This is a genomic window from Desulfotignum phosphitoxidans DSM 13687 (genome assembly GCF_000350545.1).
Taxonomy (GTDB): Bacteria; Desulfobacterota; Desulfobacteria; order Desulfobacterales; family Desulfobacteraceae; genus Desulfotignum; species Desulfotignum phosphitoxidans.
Genome location: NZ_APJX01000009.1, coordinates 130,265 through 149,351, shown reverse-complemented (window position 1 = coordinate 149,351; position 19,087 = coordinate 130,265). Strand labels below are relative to the sequence as shown.

General features: G+C 50.7%; 16 protein-coding genes. 12 read left to right on the top strand and 4 right to left on the bottom strand.

Going from position 1 to position 19,087, the window contains the following annotated elements; all coding sequences use genetic code 11:
- The 5 genes from DPO_RS18150 to DPO_RS18130 all read left to right on the top strand — a co-directional run bounded on the left by DPO_RS18150 (position 1) and on the right by DPO_RS18130 (position 5,354).
- Positions 1-633, top strand: a complete 633-nt coding sequence (locus DPO_RS18150) for a sarcosine oxidase subunit gamma SoxG (protein WP_006967737.1) — start codon at positions 1-3, stop codon at positions 631-633.
- A gap of 84 nt (positions 634-717) precedes the next feature.
- Complete coding sequence (locus DPO_RS18145; RefSeq protein WP_006967736.1) at positions 718-2,055, top strand: NAD(P)/FAD-dependent oxidoreductase; 1,338 nt, start codon at positions 718-720, stop codon at positions 2,053-2,055.
- Between the two features lie 116 nt (positions 2,056-2,171).
- Positions 2,172-2,942, top strand: a complete 771-nt coding sequence (locus DPO_RS18140) for an electron transfer flavoprotein subunit beta/FixA family protein (RefSeq protein WP_006967735.1) — start codon at positions 2,172-2,174, stop codon at positions 2,940-2,942.
- On the top strand, positions 2,939-3,886 hold the full coding sequence (locus DPO_RS24120; RefSeq protein ID WP_006967734.1) for an electron transfer flavoprotein subunit alpha/FixB family protein: 948 nt from the start codon (positions 2,939-2,941) through the stop codon (positions 3,884-3,886). Before DPO_RS18140 ends, DPO_RS24120 begins: the two co-directional genes overlap by 4 nt.
- Position 3,887: 1 nt before the next feature.
- Entirely contained in the window at positions 3,888-5,354 is a 1,467-nt protein-coding gene (locus DPO_RS18130; protein ID WP_006967733.1) for a sigma-54 interaction domain-containing protein, read from the top strand.
- Positions 5,355-5,382: 28 nt separating this feature from the next.
- Here DPO_RS18130 and nadE read toward each other — a convergent pair whose 3' ends face one another.
- A complete protein-coding gene (gene nadE / locus DPO_RS18125) occupies positions 5,383-6,174 on the bottom strand; it encodes an NAD(+) synthase (protein WP_006967732.1) in 792 nt (263 codons plus the stop codon).
- A gap of 1,128 nt (positions 6,175-7,302) precedes the next feature.
- Between nadE and DPO_RS18115 the strand changes: the two genes are divergently transcribed.
- From DPO_RS18115 to DPO_RS18100, 4 genes are read left to right on the top strand one after another with little or no spacing between them, the layout of a single operon-like run.
- Positions 7,303-10,098, top strand: coding sequence for a type I restriction endonuclease subunit R (locus tag DPO_RS18115; protein ID WP_006967731.1), 2,796 nt, complete (start codon positions 7,303-7,305; stop codon positions 10,096-10,098).
- A complete protein-coding gene (locus DPO_RS18110; RefSeq protein WP_006967730.1) occupies positions 10,095-11,498 on the top strand; it encodes an RNA-binding domain-containing protein in 1,404 nt (467 codons plus the stop codon). Before DPO_RS18115 ends, DPO_RS18110 begins: the two co-directional genes overlap by 4 nt.
- A gap of 9 nt (positions 11,499-11,507) precedes the next feature.
- The gene (locus DPO_RS18105) at positions 11,508-13,175 is read left to right on the top strand and encodes a type I restriction-modification system subunit M (protein ID WP_006967729.1); all 1,668 of its coding nucleotides are present in this window, start codon (positions 11,508-11,510) and stop codon (positions 13,173-13,175) included.
- Positions 13,172-14,533 carry a restriction endonuclease subunit S gene (locus DPO_RS18100; RefSeq protein ID WP_051069399.1) on the top strand — a complete coding sequence of 454 codons (1,362 nt, stop codon included), beginning with the start codon at positions 13,172-13,174 and terminating at the stop codon, positions 14,531-14,533. The genes DPO_RS18105 and DPO_RS18100 overlap by 4 nt, the downstream gene beginning before the upstream one ends.
- Positions 14,534-15,016: 483 nt before the next feature.
- Here DPO_RS18100 and DPO_RS18095 read toward each other — a convergent pair whose 3' ends face one another.
- The gene (locus DPO_RS18095; protein ID WP_006967727.1) at positions 15,017-15,601 is read right to left on the bottom strand and encodes a class I SAM-dependent methyltransferase; all 585 of its coding nucleotides are present in this window, start codon (positions 15,599-15,601) and stop codon (positions 15,017-15,019) included.
- A 37-nt stretch (positions 15,602-15,638) separates the two neighbouring features.
- Complete coding sequence (locus DPO_RS18090) at positions 15,639-15,980, bottom strand: cupin domain-containing protein (protein WP_006967726.1); 342 nt, start codon at positions 15,978-15,980, stop codon at positions 15,639-15,641.
- A 489-nt stretch (positions 15,981-16,469) separates the two neighbouring features.
- On the opposite strand from DPO_RS18090, the gene DPO_RS18080 reads away from it, so the two are divergent.
- Complete coding sequence (locus tag DPO_RS18080) at positions 16,470-16,769, top strand: MTH1187 family thiamine-binding protein (RefSeq protein ID WP_006967725.1); 300 nt, start codon at positions 16,470-16,472, stop codon at positions 16,767-16,769.
- 1 nt (position 16,770) lies between these two features.
- On the opposite strand, the gene DPO_RS18075 is transcribed toward DPO_RS18080, so the two are convergent.
- Positions 16,771-17,667, bottom strand: a complete 897-nt coding sequence (locus tag DPO_RS18075; RefSeq protein ID WP_006967724.1) for a hypothetical protein — start codon at positions 17,665-17,667, stop codon at positions 16,771-16,773.
- 106 nt (positions 17,668-17,773) lie between these two features.
- On the opposite strand from DPO_RS18075, the gene DPO_RS18070 reads away from it, so the two are divergent.
- Positions 17,774-18,406, top strand: coding sequence for an IMPACT family protein (locus tag DPO_RS18070; RefSeq protein WP_006967723.1), 633 nt, complete (start codon positions 17,774-17,776; stop codon positions 18,404-18,406).
- Between the two features lie 82 nt (positions 18,407-18,488).
- A complete protein-coding gene (locus DPO_RS18065; protein WP_006967722.1) occupies positions 18,489-19,073 on the top strand; it encodes a helix-turn-helix domain-containing protein in 585 nt (194 codons plus the stop codon).
- Positions 19,074-19,087: the final 14 nt, after the last annotated feature.

Sequence of the window (19,087 nt, the reverse complement as noted above, 5' to 3'; positions counted from 1 at the left end):
ATGAAAGATATTAAAAGATACTCCCCCGTGGAGTTCAAGGTCACACCGCTCAAAACCGAAAACCGGGACCACTGGGATGTGGTCATGGAATACCACAACGAAGGGGACGGCCCCTGGCTGGTGGACCTGTGCCACCGGACCCGGCTGGACCTTCAGACCGGGAACCTGGATGCCAAAAAACCGTTCGGCATCACCATTCCCGCCACCCCCGGACAGTCCGTGCTGGAAAAAGGCATGCTTGTCAACCGCATGAACGGGATCCAGAGTTCCATTTATCATCTGGCAGGGGATGCCATTGACATGCCCAAGGAAACCGAATACACGGATGTGACGGAATCCACGGTGTTTCTGGCTATTATGGGCGAGGCCGTGTTTGCCATCTGTGAAAAACTGTCCGCCCTGGATTTTATGGACAAGAACCGGGAAACCCCGTTCCTGTATCAGGGACCGTTTTCCCATGTCCCCTGCCAGATCGTGACGTTGAGCCGGGATAAAGAAAAATCCGGCGTGGTCCTCACCTGTTCCAGGGGATATGCCAAAGACATGGTGGATGCCATTCTTCACGCAGGTGAGGAATTCGGCCTGAAACCGGCCGGTGAAAAACGCGTTATCGACTGGATCAGCAGTTTATAAAAAAATGAGAGCCCGGACGGTTTCCGGGCTTTTGAAAAGTAACATATGGTCTGACAAGACCGGTTTATTCAAGGAGAAAAAAACATGACTAAAAAATATGATGCCATCATCATTGGTGCCGGCGTAATCGGAACCCCCATTGCCTATGAACTGTGCAAAATGGGATACAAAACCCTGAATGTGGACAAGGTGCCGGATGCGGGTGAAGGCTCCACGGCCGGTTCCTGTGCCATTGTCCGGGCCCATTACTCCACGGAGGACGGGGTGGCTTTGGCCTATGAAGGGTTCAAGTACTGGCTGGACTGGGAAAATTACCTGGACAATGTCAAGGATGAAAAAGGCCTGGCCAAATACATGAACACCGGGTCCATCCTGATCAAATCCGACGGCCATGACTGGCGCAAGGTTCAGAAACACTATGATGCCGTGGGCGTGAAGTACGAAGAATGGGATGTGGACACCGTCAAAAAACATGTGCCCCCCATTGACATGCACAAGTTCTGGCCGGTGCGCCGTCCTGAAGATCCCAAGTTCTATGATGAGCCCACTGAAATGCTGGAAGGCGCTATTTTCTGCCCGGAAGGCGGGTATGTGAACGATCCGGCCCTGTCCGCCCACAACATCATGCGGGCCGCCGAAGCCAAGGGCGGCGAGTTCATGTTTAACGCCGAAGTGGTGGATATCCGGAGCGAAAACGGCAAGGTCAAAGGTATCACCCTGAAAGACGGCACTCAGATCGATGCGGACATTGTGGTGAACGTGGGCGGTCCCCATTCCTTCAAGGTCAACCAGATGGCTGAAGGCGTGTGGGAAGGCTGCAACATCAAGACCAAAGCCCTGCGCCACGAAGTCATGTACTGCCCGTCTCCGGAAGGATATGACTACCTCAATGACGGATATCACATGTCTGACGGGGATATCGGCTGCTATGAAAGACCGGAAGTGGGAAACATGTTCCTCATCGGTTCCGAAGACCCGGAATGTGATCCCCAGGAATGGGTGGACCCGGATGAATTCTATGCCGGCAAAGGCGGCAAAGGCCGGGACAATGTCCTCACCGACGCCCAGTGGAAAGCCCAGTGCTACCGCCTTGGCAAACGGATTCCCTCCCTCAAGGTGCCCAACCAGCCCAAAGGCGTGGTGGACCTGTATGACGTGTCCGACGACTGGATCCCCATTTATGACAAATCCGACCTGCCCGGTTTCTACATGGCCGTCGGTACTTCAGGCAACCAGTACAAGAACGCCCCCGTGGTGGGACGCATGATGGCGGAACTCATCGATGCCTGTGAAAAAGGCCTGGATCATGACAAGGAACCGTTCCAGTATGAATTCAAATACACCAAACGGACCTTGGATGTGGGCTTTTTCTCCAGAAAACGGGAAATCAACTATGATTCCAGTTTCTCTGTAAACGGATAACAACCATGTAACCGCTGTTCGGCTGTCAAGCTGTATGGCGTGCTTTTATCCGCTTTTATCCAGGGCAGGGCCGGGGAATACCCTGGCACTGCCCTTTTCATTGAGGTGTAAGATCCATGCAAATTTATGTATGCGTGAAACATGTACCGGATTCCGCAGCCAACATTCACATTGTGGATAACCTGAAAATTGACGAATCCGTGCCGTTTCTGCTCAACCCGTATGATGAACATGCCGTGACCGAAGCAGCGGCATTGAAAAATCAGGTGCCGGGCAGTGAGATCATTGCCGTGTGCTTAGGCAAAAAAGATGCGGAGAGTACCGTGCGGTCCGCCCTGGCCATGGGCGCGGACAGAGGCGTGCTGGTGGAAACCGAAAAGACGTGTGACAGTATGGCAACAGCCCGGGCTCTGCACGCCGCCATTGTCAGGGACGGGCCGGCGGACCTGATTCTTACGGGCAAGGAATCCATTGACAATGAAGGCATGCAGACCCAGTTCCGCATCGGGGCGTTGTTCGATTTTCCCGTGGTCACCAATGCGGTTTCCCTGGCCATCAAAAATGGTAAAGCCACCGTGACCTGTGAGCTGGCCGGGGGACGCACCCGGACATTTGATCTGACCCTGCCCTGTGTGATCGGGGCGGGTCGGGGGTTGAACACGCCCATCTATCCGACCTTTCCGGATGTGGTTAAATCCCGGAAAAAACCGATTGAAACCATCACGCTGTCGGAATTGAATGTGCCTGCCGCACCGGGGTCTACGAAAATCGTTGCCATGACCCCGCTGGTACAGAAACGGCACCCGCAGAAAATCACCGGATCTCCTTTGGCACAGGCCGCTGAAATCATCCGGATTTTAAGACAGGAAGCAAAGGTGTTGTCATGAAACAGGCAGGTATTATCATTGAAGCGGAACACGGTCAGGTCAAGGAAACCAGTCTCGGTGTGATCACACTGGCGGCAAAAACCGCAGATTTTTTGACGGCACTGGTGATGGACGGCATCACCCATGAGATCACGGAACAGCTGGCTGAATACGGCATCCACACCATCGTGGACTTAAGCCTGCCTGAAGCACCGGCAATCCGGCTGAATCCCGCGGTCCGGGCAACAGCCGTGGTCCAGGCGGCCCGGGAACTGAACCTGGACCGGGTCCTGGGATTGTCATCACCGGAAGGAAAAGATCTGCTGCCCCGGGTGGCGGCTTTGCTGGATGCCCCCCTGGTGATGGACTGTGTGGATGTGGATCTGAATACTGGCCTGGCAAAGACCTCCCAGTATTCCGGCAAGGTGATGGCCCAGATTCAGCTGACCGGAGAGACCCTGGTTTTCGGGGTCCGGCCCAATGCGGTGCCCCCCGAACCCCGACCGGTACCGGCCAAAACAGTTGTTATGACCGAAAATAAGGCCGTGCCTGAAAACATCACCCTGCTTTCCTGGGATAACGGTGATTCAGAGGGCCGGCCAAGCCTGGTCGAGGCGGATATCATCATTGCCGGGGGCCGGGGATTGAAAAACAAGGACAATTTTTCATTAATCATTGATTGTGCCGAAAAGTTGAATGCCGCACCCGGGGCCTCCCGGGTGGCCGTGGATGAAGGCTGGGTGCCTTACGCCCTCCAGGTGGGGCAGACCGGTGAAAAAGTCAGCCCCCAGGTGTACATTGCCTGCGGAATTTCCGGATCCATCCAGCATTTTGCCGGCATGAAAACCGCGAAAATGATCATTGCCGTGAACAAGGATGAAAATGCCGCGATCATGGCCAATTGCGATTATCAGGTCTCAGGCGATCTGTTTGACATTCTGCCGGAAATCATGAAACAATTATAACATGAACCGATTCACCCATCAAAATGCCCGTCAGTTTTTATTCGGCCTGGATAACGCCAATTTTTTAAGTGTATTTGATGAATATTGCGACGGGGTGCTCATTACCAATGCGGACGGGATTATTGTTTATTACAACAAAGCCATGTCCCGCATCGATGAACTGGAACCCGAAGATGTGATTTTGAATCAGGTCACGGATGTCTATGATCTGGATGATGAGACCAGTCTGATCATGCAGTGCCTCATCACCCGGCGGCCCATCATTGATAAGTCCAATTATTACCGGACCCGCATGGGCAAGTTCGCCAACACCATCCACAATGTGCACCCCATATTCAACCAAAACCAGCTGGTGGGGTGCATCTGTTTTGTCAGAGACTTTCATGTGCTCACCGAAACCCTGTCCATCATGCGCCTGCCGGAAACCCAGCACCGGATGCACCCGTATGAAATTACGTTTGATTCCATCATCGGCCAGGACCCGGCGTTCAAGGATGCCCTGAATGCGGCCCGCATGGCGGCCAACACCCCGTCACCGGTCATGCTCTACGGTGAGACGGGCACAGGCAAGGAGCTGTTTGCCCGGGCCATTCATAACCACAGTCCCCGGCATGAAAAAAAATATACCCCGGTCAACTGCGCCGCCATTCCTGAAAACCTGCTGGAAGGCATTTTGTTCGGTACTTCCAAAGGGGCATTTACCGGGGCGATTAACAAAGCCGGATTGTTCGAGCGGACCAGTCAGGGGACGATCTTCCTGGATGAAATCAACTCCATGCCCGTGGGGCTTCAGAGCAAAATTCTTCGGATCGTACAGGATGGAAAGGTTCGACGGGTGGGGGCTCTCAAGGAGATCAAATTTGATCTGAAAATCATCTCTTCCGTGAACCAGGATCCCCATACCTCCATTGCGGCTGGCAGCCTCCGGTCGGATCTGTTCTACCGGCTGGGGGTGGTGTTCATCCATATTGTGCCCCTGCGGGACCGGATGTCTGATCTGCCGCTGCTGGTGGATCATTTCATCGACAAACACAACAAAGCTTTGGGCCGTCAGGTGCGGGGCGCGGAAGATGCGGTCATGGAGATGTTCTACCAGTACCACTGGCCCGGCAATGTCCGGGAACTGGAACATGTCATTGAAGGGGCCATGAACATCATGGGACCGGACAACCGGATCCGGATCAAATATCTTCAGCCTCATTTTGCCCAGGGTCACAGCAATTATCGAACTGCCGGGCACCGGGCATCCCGTTGGATGGCGCATTCATCCAAAAGCGGTGACACCGGCGAAACAGGGCCGTCCGATCTGCTGTTAAACAAAAATGAGCACGAGAAAAAACTGGTGTGGCAGGCCTTGATGCAGTTTCGGGGCAATGTGACCCGGTCTGCAAAGAAACTGGGGATTTCCCGGCAGCTGCTGTACTATAAAATGAAAAAATACCACCTGTCCCGGGACCAGTTCAGATAAGCGTCGGACATCCGGTTTTCAGATATCTTTAATTTTTCAGATGGTCTGGAATCTCACATATGGGAATGGGGACCATCTTGTGGCGGTTGGCTGCATGCAGTTTTTCAAAAAGGGCCAGTACCTGTTGCTGGCGGTCATTAAGAGGCCGATCTTTTTTTTCTTCTTCTGTCATGGCGGTATAGGTCATGGCCCATTCCAGCTCATCATACCCGGCCCCGATCTGGCTTTCGTCGGTGCGGTTGTCCTCCCACAGGCCGTCCGTGGGCGGTGACGTCAATATCTCATCCGAAATCCCTAAGTCCCGGCCCAGGGCATAGACTTCTGATTTCATCAGATCCGCGATGGGCGAGATGTCCACGCCGCCGTCCCCGTATTTGGTGTAGAACCCCACCCCGAAATCTTCCACCTTGTTGCCCGTGCCGGCCACCAGGAGCCGGTGATGCCCGGCAAATGCGTACAGGGTCAGCATGCGAAGCCGGGACCGGGTATTGGCCATGGTCAACCCGTCCTGGATATCTGGTGGAAAATGGGTCTGGATGCCGGCAAACACCGGAGTCAGGTCCAGGTCTTTCGGAGTGACGCTGGGATAGTTTTTTTTCAGCCAGGCGCTGTGGACCGCTGCCCGGGACAACTGGCCCGGATCCTGGTGGATGGGCATGTTCAGGAGCATGACCGGATGCCCGGTTTTGGCGCACAAGGTGGAGGTGACGGCCGAATCAATGCCGCCGGACACGCCGATGCAGAATCCGGCAAGGCCTGATTCTTTCAGATAGGTGTCCAGCCAGTTCACAATGTGATCGATTATTTTTCGGGTCTGCATGGGGTTTCTCCGGCAAGGGGTTGTCATTTTTTTTGCTTATACCGGGAAATCCGGGCTTTTGTCAATGCCGGAGCAGGGACCCGTGTCGGGGGAGGGATATGAGTCTCACCCTCCGCTGCTTTTGAACAGGGCTTAAGGCATGCTTTGCTAAACGTCAAAAACTGCGGGCAGGTATGTCCTCATACAGTTTGCCGTTCTTAACGCTTCGCATGCCTAAAGCCCTGTAACAACCGCATCAGAATGGGATTCGACCCACACCCCTCCCCCGACACTAGTCATTGAGCCATGGATGATCTTGTAATGGGAGAATTATCGGTACTGTCACAGGTTCAGGTGGCTCGCATGTCCCCTAATGGCAGCTGTTTCGGTATCATTTCACACCACAAGTATCAGAAATGCAAAATTTTGCATTTCTGATACTTGTTAAAAACAAAACTAAGGGTAAATACTCCCAACCCTTTGGTAGGAAAGGGATTTCAGAGTTCTTGCAAGGGCTCATGACAAGTGACTCCACCGATATTTTCATCATTCCGTGGCATGATTTATTTTGTCGGTCAATAAAAAACAATGAACCTGGCTTGTTTATGCTGGAAACGCCTTTATACCAGCTATTTTCAGCCTAATTAGATGGTTGAGGAAAACAGGGTTGTCTTCGGACAACTCTACCCCGGCCGGTAATTCCGAAGAGAAACCGTTCAAAATCATATCCAGCTCTGCATATATTGAATTTTTATGAAATGTACGAGGACGTCACAGGTGTGGCCCATAGATAGTATATTATTAATTTCGCAAATGTCTGCATTATTAATAATAGTCCGGGCATTAGATATTCGACATCGGGGGGGGGGTCCATTTTTGACATAGTCCGCAGTTTGACAGGAGGATTTGTACAGAGGAGTGTGAATGAGAAACCAGAATTTGATCAGGCAAAAGGGTTAAATTATGCAGATTCGCTATATTGGGTTGATTTTACAATGATTAAGCGATATTGAGGTCTTGATACTGGTTGTTAACAGATAAAAGAAGACCGGTAATATGGCTGTTATCAAAATAATTTTTCAGGGCCAGAAATTTTCTTGAAATGAACCAACTGCCTGAAAAAAGCAATATAATTCCAAACTGTCTGCCATGAAAACAGAAAAAGACACCAGAGCGGAGCTGATTGACAATCAGCTGCAAAAAGCGGGATGGAATGTCAATGATCCAACCCAGGTGGTGCAGGAATACGATATTCTTGTCGATCTTCCAGATGGTGTTGTCGAGGCGCAGACGCCTTACCAGGGCCATCAGTTCAGCGACTATGTCCTTTTGGGGAAAAATGGCAAACCCCTGGCTGTGGTGGAGGCAAAAAAAACGAGCAGGGATGCAGCGATCGGCAGGGAGCAGGCAAAGCAGTACTGCTACCATATCCAGAAACGGACCTGCGGATTTTTGCCTTTCTGCTTTTATACCAACGGATTGGAAACCTATTTCTGGGATCTGGGAAACTATCCACCGCGCAAGGTCATTGGATTCCCCACCCTGGACGACCTGGAGCGGCTGAACTATATCCGGCAGAATCGCAAACCGCTCACCCGTGAACTGATCAACACCGAGATTGCCGGGCGCGATTACCAGATCAGGGCCATCCGTTCCGTTCTCGAAGGGATTGAGAAAAACAAACGCACTTTCCTGCTGGTCATGGCCACCGGAACCGGAAAGACCCGCACCAGCATTGCCCTGGCAGATGCCCTGATGCGGGCCGGCCATGCAGAGAGAATCCTTTTTCTGGTGGATCGCATCGCCTTGCGGGAACAGGCATTGAACGCCTTTAAAGAGCATCTGCCGGACGAACCCAGATGGCCGAATATGGGTGAAAAGCTGATGCGTATGGATCGCCGGATTTATGTTTCCACATATCCCAGCATGCTCAACATCATCCGGGATGAGAACCAGTATGTGTCCCCTTATTTTTTTGATTTTATTTTTATTGATGAAAGCCATCGCTCCATTTACAACACCTATGGCGAGATTCTGGATTATTTCAAAACCATGAATCTGGGGATGACGGCAACCCCCATGGACATGATCGATCACAATACCTTTTCCCTGTTCGATTGTGAGGATGGTCTGCCGACATTTGCCTATACCTTTGAGGAAGCCGTCACCAACACGCCGCCGTACCTGAGCAATTTCCTGGTGATGAAAATTCAGACAAGATTTCAGGCAGACGGCATCAGTAAACGGACCATCGCCCTTTCGGATCAGAAAAAACTGCTGCTGGACGGGGTGGATATCGAAGAGATCAATTTTGAAGGCACCCAGCTTGAGAAAAAAGTGATCAACCGGGGAACCAACACCCTGATTGTGAAAGAATTCATGGAGGAATGCCTTAAGGATCAGAACGGGGTGCTGCCCGGCAAGACCATTTTCTTTTGTTCTTCCAAGGCTCATGCCAGACGCGTGGAAGAGGTGTTTGATGCTCTTTTTCCGCAGTATAACGGCGAGTTGGCCAAAGTCATGGTGTCTGATGATCCCAGAGTTTATGGAAAAGGAGGGCTTTTAGACCAGTTCACCAACCAGGATATGCCCCGGGTTGCCATCAGTGTGGATATGCTGGATACCGGCATCGATATCCGGGAAATCGTCAATCTTTGTTTTGCCAAACCTGTGTATTCCTACACCAAGTTCTGGCAGATGATCGGCCGGGGCACGCGCCTTCTGGAACCAGCCAAACCCAAACCCTGGTGTCTTGAAAAACAGGCCTTTTTGATCATGGACTGCTGGGATAATTTTGAATACTTCAAGCTGATACCGGAAGGGAAAAAACTGGATCCAGGCCTGCCACTCCCGGTAAGGCTGTTCGGTATCAGACTGGATAAAATTGAAACCGCCCTGCATCTTGCCAAAGAAGACATTACCCAAAAAGAAATTGAAAACCTTCGTCGGCAAATTGATCAGCTGCCTAAATCGTCGGTGGTCATCAAAGAGGCGGCGGTCCTGTTGAATCGTCTGGCAGAGGAAAATTTCTGGACTCACCTGGACCGGGACAAGCGTGAATTTTTGCGCACTCAGATCAAACCGTTGTTTAGAACCCTTTCAGATACAGATTTCAAGGCCATGCGGTTCGAAAAAGATGTGCTGGAGGTCTCCATTGCACGGCTTTTAAAAGACAAAAGGCGCTTTGATGCCTTAAGATCCAGTGTCATTACCCAGATCGGTGAACTGCCTTTGTCCGTCCATATTGTAAAACGGGAACAGGACCTGATCGAAAAATCCCAGAAAGAACATTTCTGGACAGATCTGTCTGATGCCGCGTTGGATCTCCTTGTGGAAAAGCTCAGCCCTTTAATGAAATTCAGGGAAAAAGACAATCCGTTTTCACCCATTCAACTGGACCTCAAGGACAAGGTAAAGCAAAAAGAGTTTGTTGAATTCGGTCCCCGGCAGGAAGCTGTCAGCATTACCCGGTACAGGGAGATGGTGGAGGCCAGAATCCTGGCGCTCATGGAAAACAACCCGGTCCTGATGAAAATCAAGAACAACCGGGTGGTGTCAGAAACCGATATCCAGACCCTGGCCAAAACCTTGACGGATGCCCATCCTCACATCACCGAAGATCTGCTGAAAAAAGTGTATCAGCATCCAAAAGCCGGATTTATCCAGTTCATCCGCCATATTCTGGGAGTTGAGCCCCTGGCATCTTTTCCCCAAACCGTTGCAAACGCCTTTGATCAGTTCATCACCTCGCACACAGACCTGAACTCCAGGCAGCTGGAGTTTTTGCGGCTGCTCAAAGAATTTATCCTTGAACGGGAAAAAGTGGAGAAAAAAGACCTGATCCAGTCTCCATTCACCGTGATTCATCCCCAGGGCATCCGGGGGGTCTTCAGCCCGGCCGTTATCAATGAGATCCTGGCGCTGACCGAGGAACTGGCCGCATGATCCACCGGAGAACAACCCCTGAAGAACTGGCCTTGATCCTTGAGGAAGGAGAAGGCTACACCCTGGAATTCAAGCAGAATGTGAACGCTGATTTGGCAAAAGAGCTGGTCGCTTTTGCCAATGCTTCCGGCGGCCGGATTTTTATCGGTGTGGATGACAGGAACCAGATTACCGGCTGCCGGTTTTCCAATGCCCTTTTTTCCAAAATCGAAACCATGGCAGGGTCCTGCGATCCGCCGGTGACCATCTTTATTGAAAAACTGCCGGATCAAAATATCATTGTCATCCATGTGCCTGAAGGGGCCAACCGTCCCCATCGCTGCACCAAGGGATTTTATCTGAGAAACGGTGCCAGTTCCCAGAAAATGAGCACTGCCGACATCACCGCCTTTATCCAGTCAGAAGGGAAAGTCCGGTTCGATCAGCAGCTCAGAATGGATTTGGATTGGCAAGAGGTGCTTGATCCATCCCGCCTGGAACACTTTTTATCTCTCATCGGCATTGCCCAGAAAACGGATACTGCAAACCTGCTGCGCAATCTTGGGGCAGGTGATGAAAAAGAGGGCCGCTTTTACCTGAACCAGACCGGGATGCTTTTTTTCGCAAAAAATCCGGCATTGCGGCAGCCCTATGTCAATGTCATATGCGCCCTGTTCAAAGGCACGACCAAAGCCTATATCCTGGACCGCAAGGAACTTTCCGGCAATATTCTTGAAAATGTGGAAGATGCCCTGCTGTTTTTAAAAAAGCACCTCCAGCTTCGCTGGGAAATCACAAAAGACAGCCCCCGCCGTCAAGAAATCCTGGAGCTGCCGGAAGTGGCCCTGCGGGAAGCCGTGGTCAATGCTGTCTGCCACCGGGATTATCTTGAGCAGGGCGCCCAGGTGATGGTGGAAATTTTTGACGACCGGGTGGAGATCCATAATCCCGGCGGTCTGCCCAGGGGATTGCCGGAAAAGGATTTCGGCAAACGCAGCGTCTGCCGCAACCCCAATATCGCAGCGCTGCTGTTGCGGTGCGACTATATCGAGAAAATGGGCACCGGCATCGAGCGGATCTATGCGGCCCTGAAAAATGAAAACTGCCCGCCGGTCAAAATCGAATATACCACCTTGTTTTCCCTTGTCTTTTCACGGCCAAGCTATATAACCTCCCGGGGAACACAAAAATCCAGGGAGAAAACCCGGGAGAAACCTAGGGAGAAACCCAGGGAGAAAACCCGGGAGATCATCCTTGAGCTGATGCGCAAAACCCCGGACATTACCACGGCCCGGCTGGCTGAGTTGACCGGGCTGACACCCAAGGGAATCGAATGGCAGATTGCACAGCTTAAAAAAAACGGCCTGATTGAGCGGGTCGGCCCGGATAAGGGCGGCCACTGGAAGGTGACAGACAATTAAGGAAACACCATGCTCCAACATAATCCTGAAATAAAATCACAGATCGAGCAGCTCTGGAACAAGTTCTGGGCCGGCGGGATCTCCAATCCCCTCACCGCCATCGAGCAGATCACCTATCTGCTGTTTATGAAGCGGCTGGATGAGATGGATTTGAAAAATCAGTCTGACGCCGAGTTCACAGGCGAACCTTATATCTCACGATTTGAGGGGGTCTGGGTGCCGCCGGAACACCGGGATAAAAAAAAGGAAGACCAGAAACCCTTTGAAGTGGATAAAAAGACCCTTCGCTGGAGCGAATTCAAACACTACCATGCCGAAGAGATGCTGACCCATGTCCAGACCCGGGTATTCCCGTTTTTAAAAGACATGAACGGCGCGGAATCCGGCTTTACCCATCACATGAAAAACGCCGTGTTCATTATCCCCAAACCCGGCCTTCTGGTGGAAGCGGTTAAAACCATCGATGAAATATTCCGGATCATGGAAAAAGATTCCGTGGAAAAAGGCCAGGCATTCCAGGATATCCAGGGAGACGTCTATGAATACCTGCTCTCTGAAATTGCCTCCGCCGGGAAAAACGGGCAGTTTCGGACCCCCCGCCATATCATCAAATTGATCGCGGAACTGGTCAAACCCCGGCTTGGAAACCGGATCGGAGATCCGGCCTGCGGTACCGGGGGCTTTCTGCTGGGGGCCTACCAGTATATTGTGACGGATATTGCCAGAAAAACGGGGAGACAGGATTTGAAACCGGATGAGGATGGCTTTGTCAGAACGTCGGTCAGCGCCGCCTATGGACAGGAATCCAAAGCGATACTGGACAAAAGCCTTTACGGCTATGATATCGACAGCACCATGATCCGCCTGGGCATGATGAACCTGATGATGCACGGCATTGACGAGCCCCTGCTGGATTATAAGGACACCCTGAGCAAAGGATTCAACGAGCCCAACCAGTATCAGATCATTATGGCCAATCCACCCTTTACAGGCTCCATTGACAAGAGCGATATCAACGAGGATCTGACCCTGTCCACCACCAAGACCGAGCTGCTGTTTGTGGAAACCATGGTGCGGATGCTCAGAAAAGGCGGCACTGCCGGTGTCATTGTCCCCCAGGGCGTGCTGTTCGGGTCAGGCAAAGCCTTTGTGGCCGCCAGACAGATTCTGGTGGACCGGTGTGAACTCAAGGCCGTCATCACCATGCCCAGCGGGGTGTTCAAACCCTATGCCGGGGTCAGCACCGCCATCCTGGTGTTTACCAAGGTCTACGACAAAGAGGATAAGGTCACGGAACCCGCCACCAAAAACGTCTGGTTCTATGAAATGGAGTCTGACGGCTATTCCCTGGATGACAGGCGCAACAAGCTTGATACGTCCGGCGATCTCCAGGATATCGTGGAAAAATTCAACATCCGTGACCCGGATAAAGACACGGACCGGAAAAATCCCAAAGGCTTTTTTGTCTCCTACCAGGAAATTAAGGATGAAAACTATGACCTGTCCCCCAGCCGGTATAAGGAAATGGTGTTTGAGGAGATTGACTATGAGAAGCCGTCCGTGATTCTGGAGCGGCTGATTGCCAATGAGGTGGGGGAGATGGAGGACAAAAATCTGGCAAAGGTAGAGAGTGGGATTGTGCGGGAGCTGCTGGCGTTGAAGGGGATGGTGGGATGAAGAAAATGCGACTCGGTGAGATAGCTGATGTTATAGCTGGTCAATCGCCACCTTCGAAGACCTACAATAGCACGAAAGACGGTTTGCCATTCTTCCAAGGAAAAGCCGATTTCCAAGAAAAACATCCCAAAATCAGGATGTGGTGTAACAGTAAAAAACGGAAGGAAGCTGAACCAGGTGATATATTAATCTCTGTTCGGGCACCAGTCGGCTCTGTAAATTTATGCGATAGATTGTCAATTATCGGTAGAGGATTGTCAGCTATCAGGCCCCGTTCAGGTATCCATGCTGATTACCTTTATTATTTTTTCAAAATGAATGAAGATAGAGTCGCTATTCTGGGCACCGGCTCAACTTTCAAATCAATAACTCAAGATATTCTTAAAAAAATAGAAGTACCAGTTCCCTACCAAAATGGATCTCCAGATTTAGATGACCAAACCCGCATCGCCATCCTGCTGTCCAAAGTCGAATTCCTGATTGCCGGACGTAAAAAGAGCATCGCAGATCTGGGTGAGCTGTTGAAAAGCACTTTTCTGGAGATGTTTGGCCCGGTCAACCCGGAATTTGAGAAATGGTCTATAGTCAAAATTAAAGATTTGGCCGCGGATCATAAAGGTGCGATGCGAACAGGTCCATTCGGGTCTAATCTCCTGCATAGTGAATTCACAAAAACAGGTGAAGTTGCTGTTCTTGGTATTGACAATGCGGTACAAAACCGTTTTTCATGGGGAGCGCTTAGATTTATAACTCACGAGAAATATGAAAAACTTAAAAATTACCGAATATTTCCTGAAGACGTTATTGTTACCATTATGGGAACTGTGGGGAGATCTGCTGTTATCCCCAAAAATATTCCTTTAGCCATAAATACAAAGCATTTGGCAGCCATCACATTCGATAAGAAAAAAGCGAATCCAATATTCATGTCTTATGCGATTCATTCAAGTCCCTTCATTATCAACCAATTTATAAACAGGAATAGAGGAGCAATAATGAGTGGCTTGAATCTGGGGATCATTAAAGACACCCAAATAAACAAACCCCCAGTAGAACTCCAAAACCAATTCGCCACCATCGTCGAAAAAGTCGAAGCCCTCAAAGAGAAATATCAGAACAGTCTCAATGACCTTGAATCCCTGTATGGTGCATTAAGCCAGAAAGCTTTCAAGGGTGAGCTGGATCTCAGCCGGATTCCAATCACGGTGGCGTTGAAACCAAATGATATTAAAATGGATGTGCCTCAAGTGAGAAAACCGGATCTCACTGTACAAGACGAATCGGTGAAAACACAGGAAACCCGGGAACAATTCTTGATGAGTGGCAGGCGGACGGAAGAAAGCCGGACGATTTTTTAAAAACACTTTTCAGAAACATTGAGAAAAAAACCATATGCTGAAGCAAATTTTCTGAAAGCACCTTTTCTAAAGGCATGCAAAAAGGCAGGATTGTTCGATAACCTATAGTTTCAATTTGGCAATAAATTGAAACCAAGCTGTTAACCCCGACCGGCTGCGGTGTGAGATGCAAAAAAATTCACAGAATCGTAAAAGGTCAGCCAGAGATGCTAAACGGAATTTTTCAGCCGACTGAAATGTCAGTGTCTTAATAGTGTCTCCGGCATAATCAAATCCGGGTTTCCGGCCGGCGGGAAAGCTGTGTTTTGAGGTGTTGATTTATGCTGGTTGGATTTCTTATTTCACCGTCCAGAAATCCTGTGGACGATCCCTGTTATTGTGTGTTGCTTTGTATTAGGCCGGAGCGATCAATCATACCATATGCCGTGGTGAAAATTTTTTGCTGAGTGCAAGCGGGTTTTTGGGGCAAACGAATGCAAATTTTTAACACAACGACCTGTAGGTCAACAGATAGGTGTAATCCCCTGCATCAACAGAGCTGCCTTTTTTAAATCCGTGCCCCAGGACCAGATCATCCACCTCTTTTTCCGACAACCGGATATGTTTGGGCGGACCGGGCGGGCCGTCGCATTTTTTGAATTCAAGCACAGCCAGGCATCCGTTGGGTTTTAGGATGGTTTTGACCGCTTTCAGCACGGCCTCTGCCTGGCCGGCCTCTTCAAAATCATGCAGCACCGTGGCCATCAGGCACATGTCCACGCTGTAATCATCAATCTCGATCTGCCGGGCCGCGTCGGATATCAGGGTCATGATATTGGTGATATTTTGTTTTTCGATCCTTTTTTCAAGAAGCATTATCCCTTCTTCCCACAGGTCCAGTGCATAGACCAGTCCTTGCTCTCCGACGATCTCAGAAAAATAAACAGAATAATCCCCTCTCCCGCAGGCCAGATCCAGGACAACTGATCCAGGCTTTACAGGCAAAACATCGGAGATTTTTTTCAAATCAATCAAATCAAAACTGCTCTTGCCGGCCCCTTTTGGATTTTTTCCCTTTTCTTCAGCCATGTTCCATCCTTCCTCATGTGTTACGTTAAAATACATGCTATTCCCATGACGAAGCAACCACAAAAATTACTAACGGTTCAGTACCATTGTTCACAAGACTGTGGGCAGACCCCTCAGGTATCCAGATGGCATCCCCGGGATTGACCTGCTGTTTTTCATCATCCACCTGCATGACTCCGGTTCCGCTTGCGACAAAATAGATCTCTTCCATGGGATCCACATGGGACTCAATAGTTTTACCGGGTTCGAGTCTGGCAATTGCCAGAAATCCAAGTTTTTCCAGGGTCCTGCGATCAAGAATCATCTGGGCAATTGCGCCCCCATGAGCACGATATGTGGTTTCAAGAACCGCTTTATCATTGATATTTCTGACAATCATTTTTTTTCACTATCTGGGAAATCCATCATCGCTATCGCCTCTTTTTAAAAAAAATGAGAGTTTCTTTATGATTTATTACACTATGGGAGGAATTTCAAGAAAAGCAAGCTTGTTACATTTGAAACATGAAGCCAAGGTTTGGATTTCAGGTCAAAATATCTCCTGTCGGCACCGGTTTTCAGGGCCACCAGGGGCATAAAGGCAAAACAGCGGCTGAGGCTGGCCACTTCCGCTTGATTGGCAATGAGTTCGAGCTTCTTTTGTTATTTGGTGTCCAAGATATAAAACTTGGCAGATCAAGCCGAGGCAGATTGTGGTGAGGACTACCTGCAGGACAAGGCCTGTTTTATAGCGGATGAGACCCCAGGACGATCCCTGTAAGTTCAATTCACAATACACGGCTACTTGATCCCGGACCCGGGAAACGCTATAATGACCGGGTGCGGCAAACGTGTACAAAGGGTTAACTCAATATGACAAGGAGTGAATATGAACGTGATCATTGATCTGTGTGTGGTGCCCCTGGGTGTGGGGTTGTCCGTATCCAAATATGTGGCGGCCTGTCACGAGATCATCAAAGCGGCCGGGCTGTCCTGTGAGCTGCACGCTTACGGCACCAACATAGAAGGCGAGTGGGACGAGGTGTTTGCAGCGGTGAAACAATGTCATGAAAGAATTCATGCCATGGGTGCCCCGCGCATCACCACCACCATCAAGGCCGGCACCCGGACGGACCGGGAACAGACCATGGCGGACAAGGTCAACAGCGTGAAAGAAAAACTGGCATAGGCTATATCGGTTCATTGGCTTTAAGGACGGAGATCATTTCATCGATTTTTTCCTGGGCCCCGGCAGCTTCCAGGGTGCAGCCGCCGGCCCCTTTATGGCCCCCGCCGCCGTACCGGGACAGCAGATGGCCTGAATTGACCTGGCAGCCGCGGTTGAAAATATTGTGGCCGATGCTCACCAGCACATGGGTTTTTTTGGCATCCCTGTAACGGATCTTGACGCTGGCCAGGGTCTCGGGAAACAGGCAGTACACCAGGAACCGGTTGCCCGACGGGACCGGGTCCAGGTCCCTGAAATCAGTGACACTGACCGGACCGGCCACCCGGGTATATGTTGTCAGATATCCTTCATAGTCCCGGTTCTGGCGGATGACTTCCTCACACCGGGCTTTGACGTCAGGATCTGCCATGACCGCATCCATGGACCGGGTCCGGAACAGCTCCACCAGGCGGTCCCAGTAGAAAGCGTCCTTGCCGTCCCGGTTCTGGATGGTCATGGACACCAGGATATGGGGATCATTTTCCGGGTGCAGGACCTGGCCTTTTGTAAGATCCGCGGAGTCGATGATATCCGTGTGATACACCAGATCATCGAACCGGCCATCCAGGTGCCCGGATGCCTTGTAGTGCTGATGGACCACACCGGCAGCGGACGGGGCCACGGCAAAGGCTCCCTCAAAGTCATGATCCGGCCGGTTGGATATATGATGGTCAAACCACATGGAACACCGGGAATCATAAGGCAGGTTGGCAAGAATATCGCCTTGCTGTATATGGGCGGTTTTTTTCTGCACGTCATTGGGTTCCACCCAGTAGATGGGGGTGTCGATATCCAGCGCTTGGCGCAGCAGAACAGCACACACAATGCCGTCAAAATCGGGCCGGGTCACAATTCTCATGGAAAAATCCTGTTCACTGTAGGGATGATTTTTATTTTTTGTCACACAATGTCACACCCGTCATGGTATAAAGCATACAGATAATATTTTCAAGGCAGATAACCCAATGACCCAAACCGATCCATTTTATTCCATTGCCCGATCCACCCGTGACCAGATAGTCACAGCCCAGCTCAAAATCAAACGGTCCACATTCACCTGCCGTTTGACTCATGCCGGAACCATTGACGCGGCCAAAGCGTTTATTACCGCGGTTTCCAGGGACAACAAAACCGCGACCCACAACTGCTGGGCCTATATTGTGGGGGATGCGGGCCAGACCTGTCACTGTTCCGATGCCGGCGAACCCTCCGGCACAGCCGGCAAACCCATGCTCAATGTGCTGACCTCCCACCGCATGACCCAGGTGGCAGCCGTGGTGACCCGGCAGTACGGCGGGGTAAAGCTGGGTATCCGGGGATTGATCCAGGCCTATTCCGAAGCCGTGGAGGCAGCCCTGGGATCGGCTAAAAAAGTCCGGCTGATCCAGGCAAAACAGGTGCGGGTTCAGGTGCCCTATGACTGCAATGACCCGCTGTTGAACCAGATCCGGCAGTTCAATGCCACTATTGTGAATACGGAGTACAGGGAATGGATCGTTCACGACATCCTTGTGGAAAAACACCGGGTTGTGGATTTTATCCAGATGCTGACTCAGTTTGAGCCCCATGGGCTGAAAGTGTTGGAGAAATCGGATTGACAGGGTCTTTTTTTTAGTATAATTTAATTAACCTTAATTATACTGAATATTGAACCCTTTTATTTATCTGACACATAACATTATGAAAACAAAACTGGGCGCGTTGTTACGGGCCATTCGAAACACCCGGAATTTTACCATCAAGGATGTGGCAGCCAAGGCCGGCATCAGCTCCAGCCTGCTGTCCCAGATCGAACGGAACCGGATCTCCCCTTCTCTGGATACCTTGCTGCAGCTGCTGGAAGTCTACGGCGTATCACCGGATAAATTCTTCAAAGACTATGAAACCCAGTCCCAGGTGGAGATCATCCGGAAAAATGAGCGGAAAATCTATAAACGCAAGGGATTTTCCTATGAAAAACTGTGCGGGGAAAGCCAGACCAGAGGCAATCATTCCTTTAACGCGTTTTTTCTGGAACTGGCACCGGGCCAGGAGCGGGGAGATGCGGAAGACGGCCATCTGGGCAGAGAACTGGGTATCATCATTTCCGGCACAGCCCGGCTGATTTACGGGGATGAAGAACACCGGATCGAGGCCGGGGACTCCGTGTCTTTCTTTTCCCAGATTCCTCATCTGATCCGCAACACCTCGGATACGCTTTTTCAGGCCTACTGGGTGGTGACACCGGCAGATGGTGAAGATTATTTCGGAGAAAAAACAACCTGAATCAGGAGAAGGCC

Excerpts from the sequence above, each read along its gene's own strand:
- DPO_RS18150 (WP_006967737.1), top strand. The coding sequence starts at position 1 with ATGAAAGATATTAAAAGATACTCCCCCGTGGAGTTCAAGGTCACACCG.
- DPO_RS18145 (WP_006967736.1), top strand. The coding sequence starts at position 718 with ATGACTAAAAAATATGATGCCATCATCATTGGTGCCGGCGTAATCGGA.
- DPO_RS18140 (WP_006967735.1), top strand. The coding sequence starts at position 2,172 with ATGCAAATTTATGTATGCGTGAAACATGTACCGGATTCCGCAGCCAAC.
- DPO_RS24120 (WP_006967734.1), top strand. The coding sequence starts at position 2,939 with ATGAAACAGGCAGGTATTATCATTGAAGCGGAACACGGTCAGGTCAAG.
- DPO_RS18130 (WP_006967733.1), top strand. The coding sequence starts at position 3,888 with ATGAACCGATTCACCCATCAAAATGCCCGTCAGTTTTTATTCGGCCTG.
- nadE (WP_006967732.1), bottom strand. The coding sequence starts at position 6,174 with ATGCAGACCCGAAAAATAATCGATCACATTGTGAACTGGCTGGACACC.
- DPO_RS18115 (WP_006967731.1), top strand. The coding sequence starts at position 7,303 with ATGAAAACAGAAAAAGACACCAGAGCGGAGCTGATTGACAATCAGCTG.
- DPO_RS18110 (WP_006967730.1), top strand. The coding sequence starts at position 10,095 with ATGATCCACCGGAGAACAACCCCTGAAGAACTGGCCTTGATCCTTGAG.
- DPO_RS18105 (WP_006967729.1), top strand. The coding sequence starts at position 11,508 with ATGCTCCAACATAATCCTGAAATAAAATCACAGATCGAGCAGCTCTGG.
- DPO_RS18100 (WP_051069399.1), top strand. The coding sequence starts at position 13,172 with ATGAAGAAAATGCGACTCGGTGAGATAGCTGATGTTATAGCTGGTCAA.
- DPO_RS18095 (WP_006967727.1), bottom strand. The coding sequence starts at position 15,601 with ATGGCTGAAGAAAAGGGAAAAAATCCAAAAGGGGCCGGCAAGAGCAGT.
- DPO_RS18090 (WP_006967726.1), bottom strand. The coding sequence starts at position 15,980 with ATGATTGTCAGAAATATCAATGATAAAGCGGTTCTTGAAACCACATAT.
- DPO_RS18080 (WP_006967725.1), top strand. The coding sequence starts at position 16,470 with ATGAACGTGATCATTGATCTGTGTGTGGTGCCCCTGGGTGTGGGGTTG.
- DPO_RS18075 (WP_006967724.1), bottom strand. The coding sequence starts at position 17,667 with ATGAGAATTGTGACCCGGCCCGATTTTGACGGCATTGTGTGTGCTGTT.
- DPO_RS18070 (WP_006967723.1), top strand. The coding sequence starts at position 17,774 with ATGACCCAAACCGATCCATTTTATTCCATTGCCCGATCCACCCGTGAC.
- DPO_RS18065 (WP_006967722.1), top strand. The coding sequence starts at position 18,489 with ATGAAAACAAAACTGGGCGCGTTGTTACGGGCCATTCGAAACACCCGG.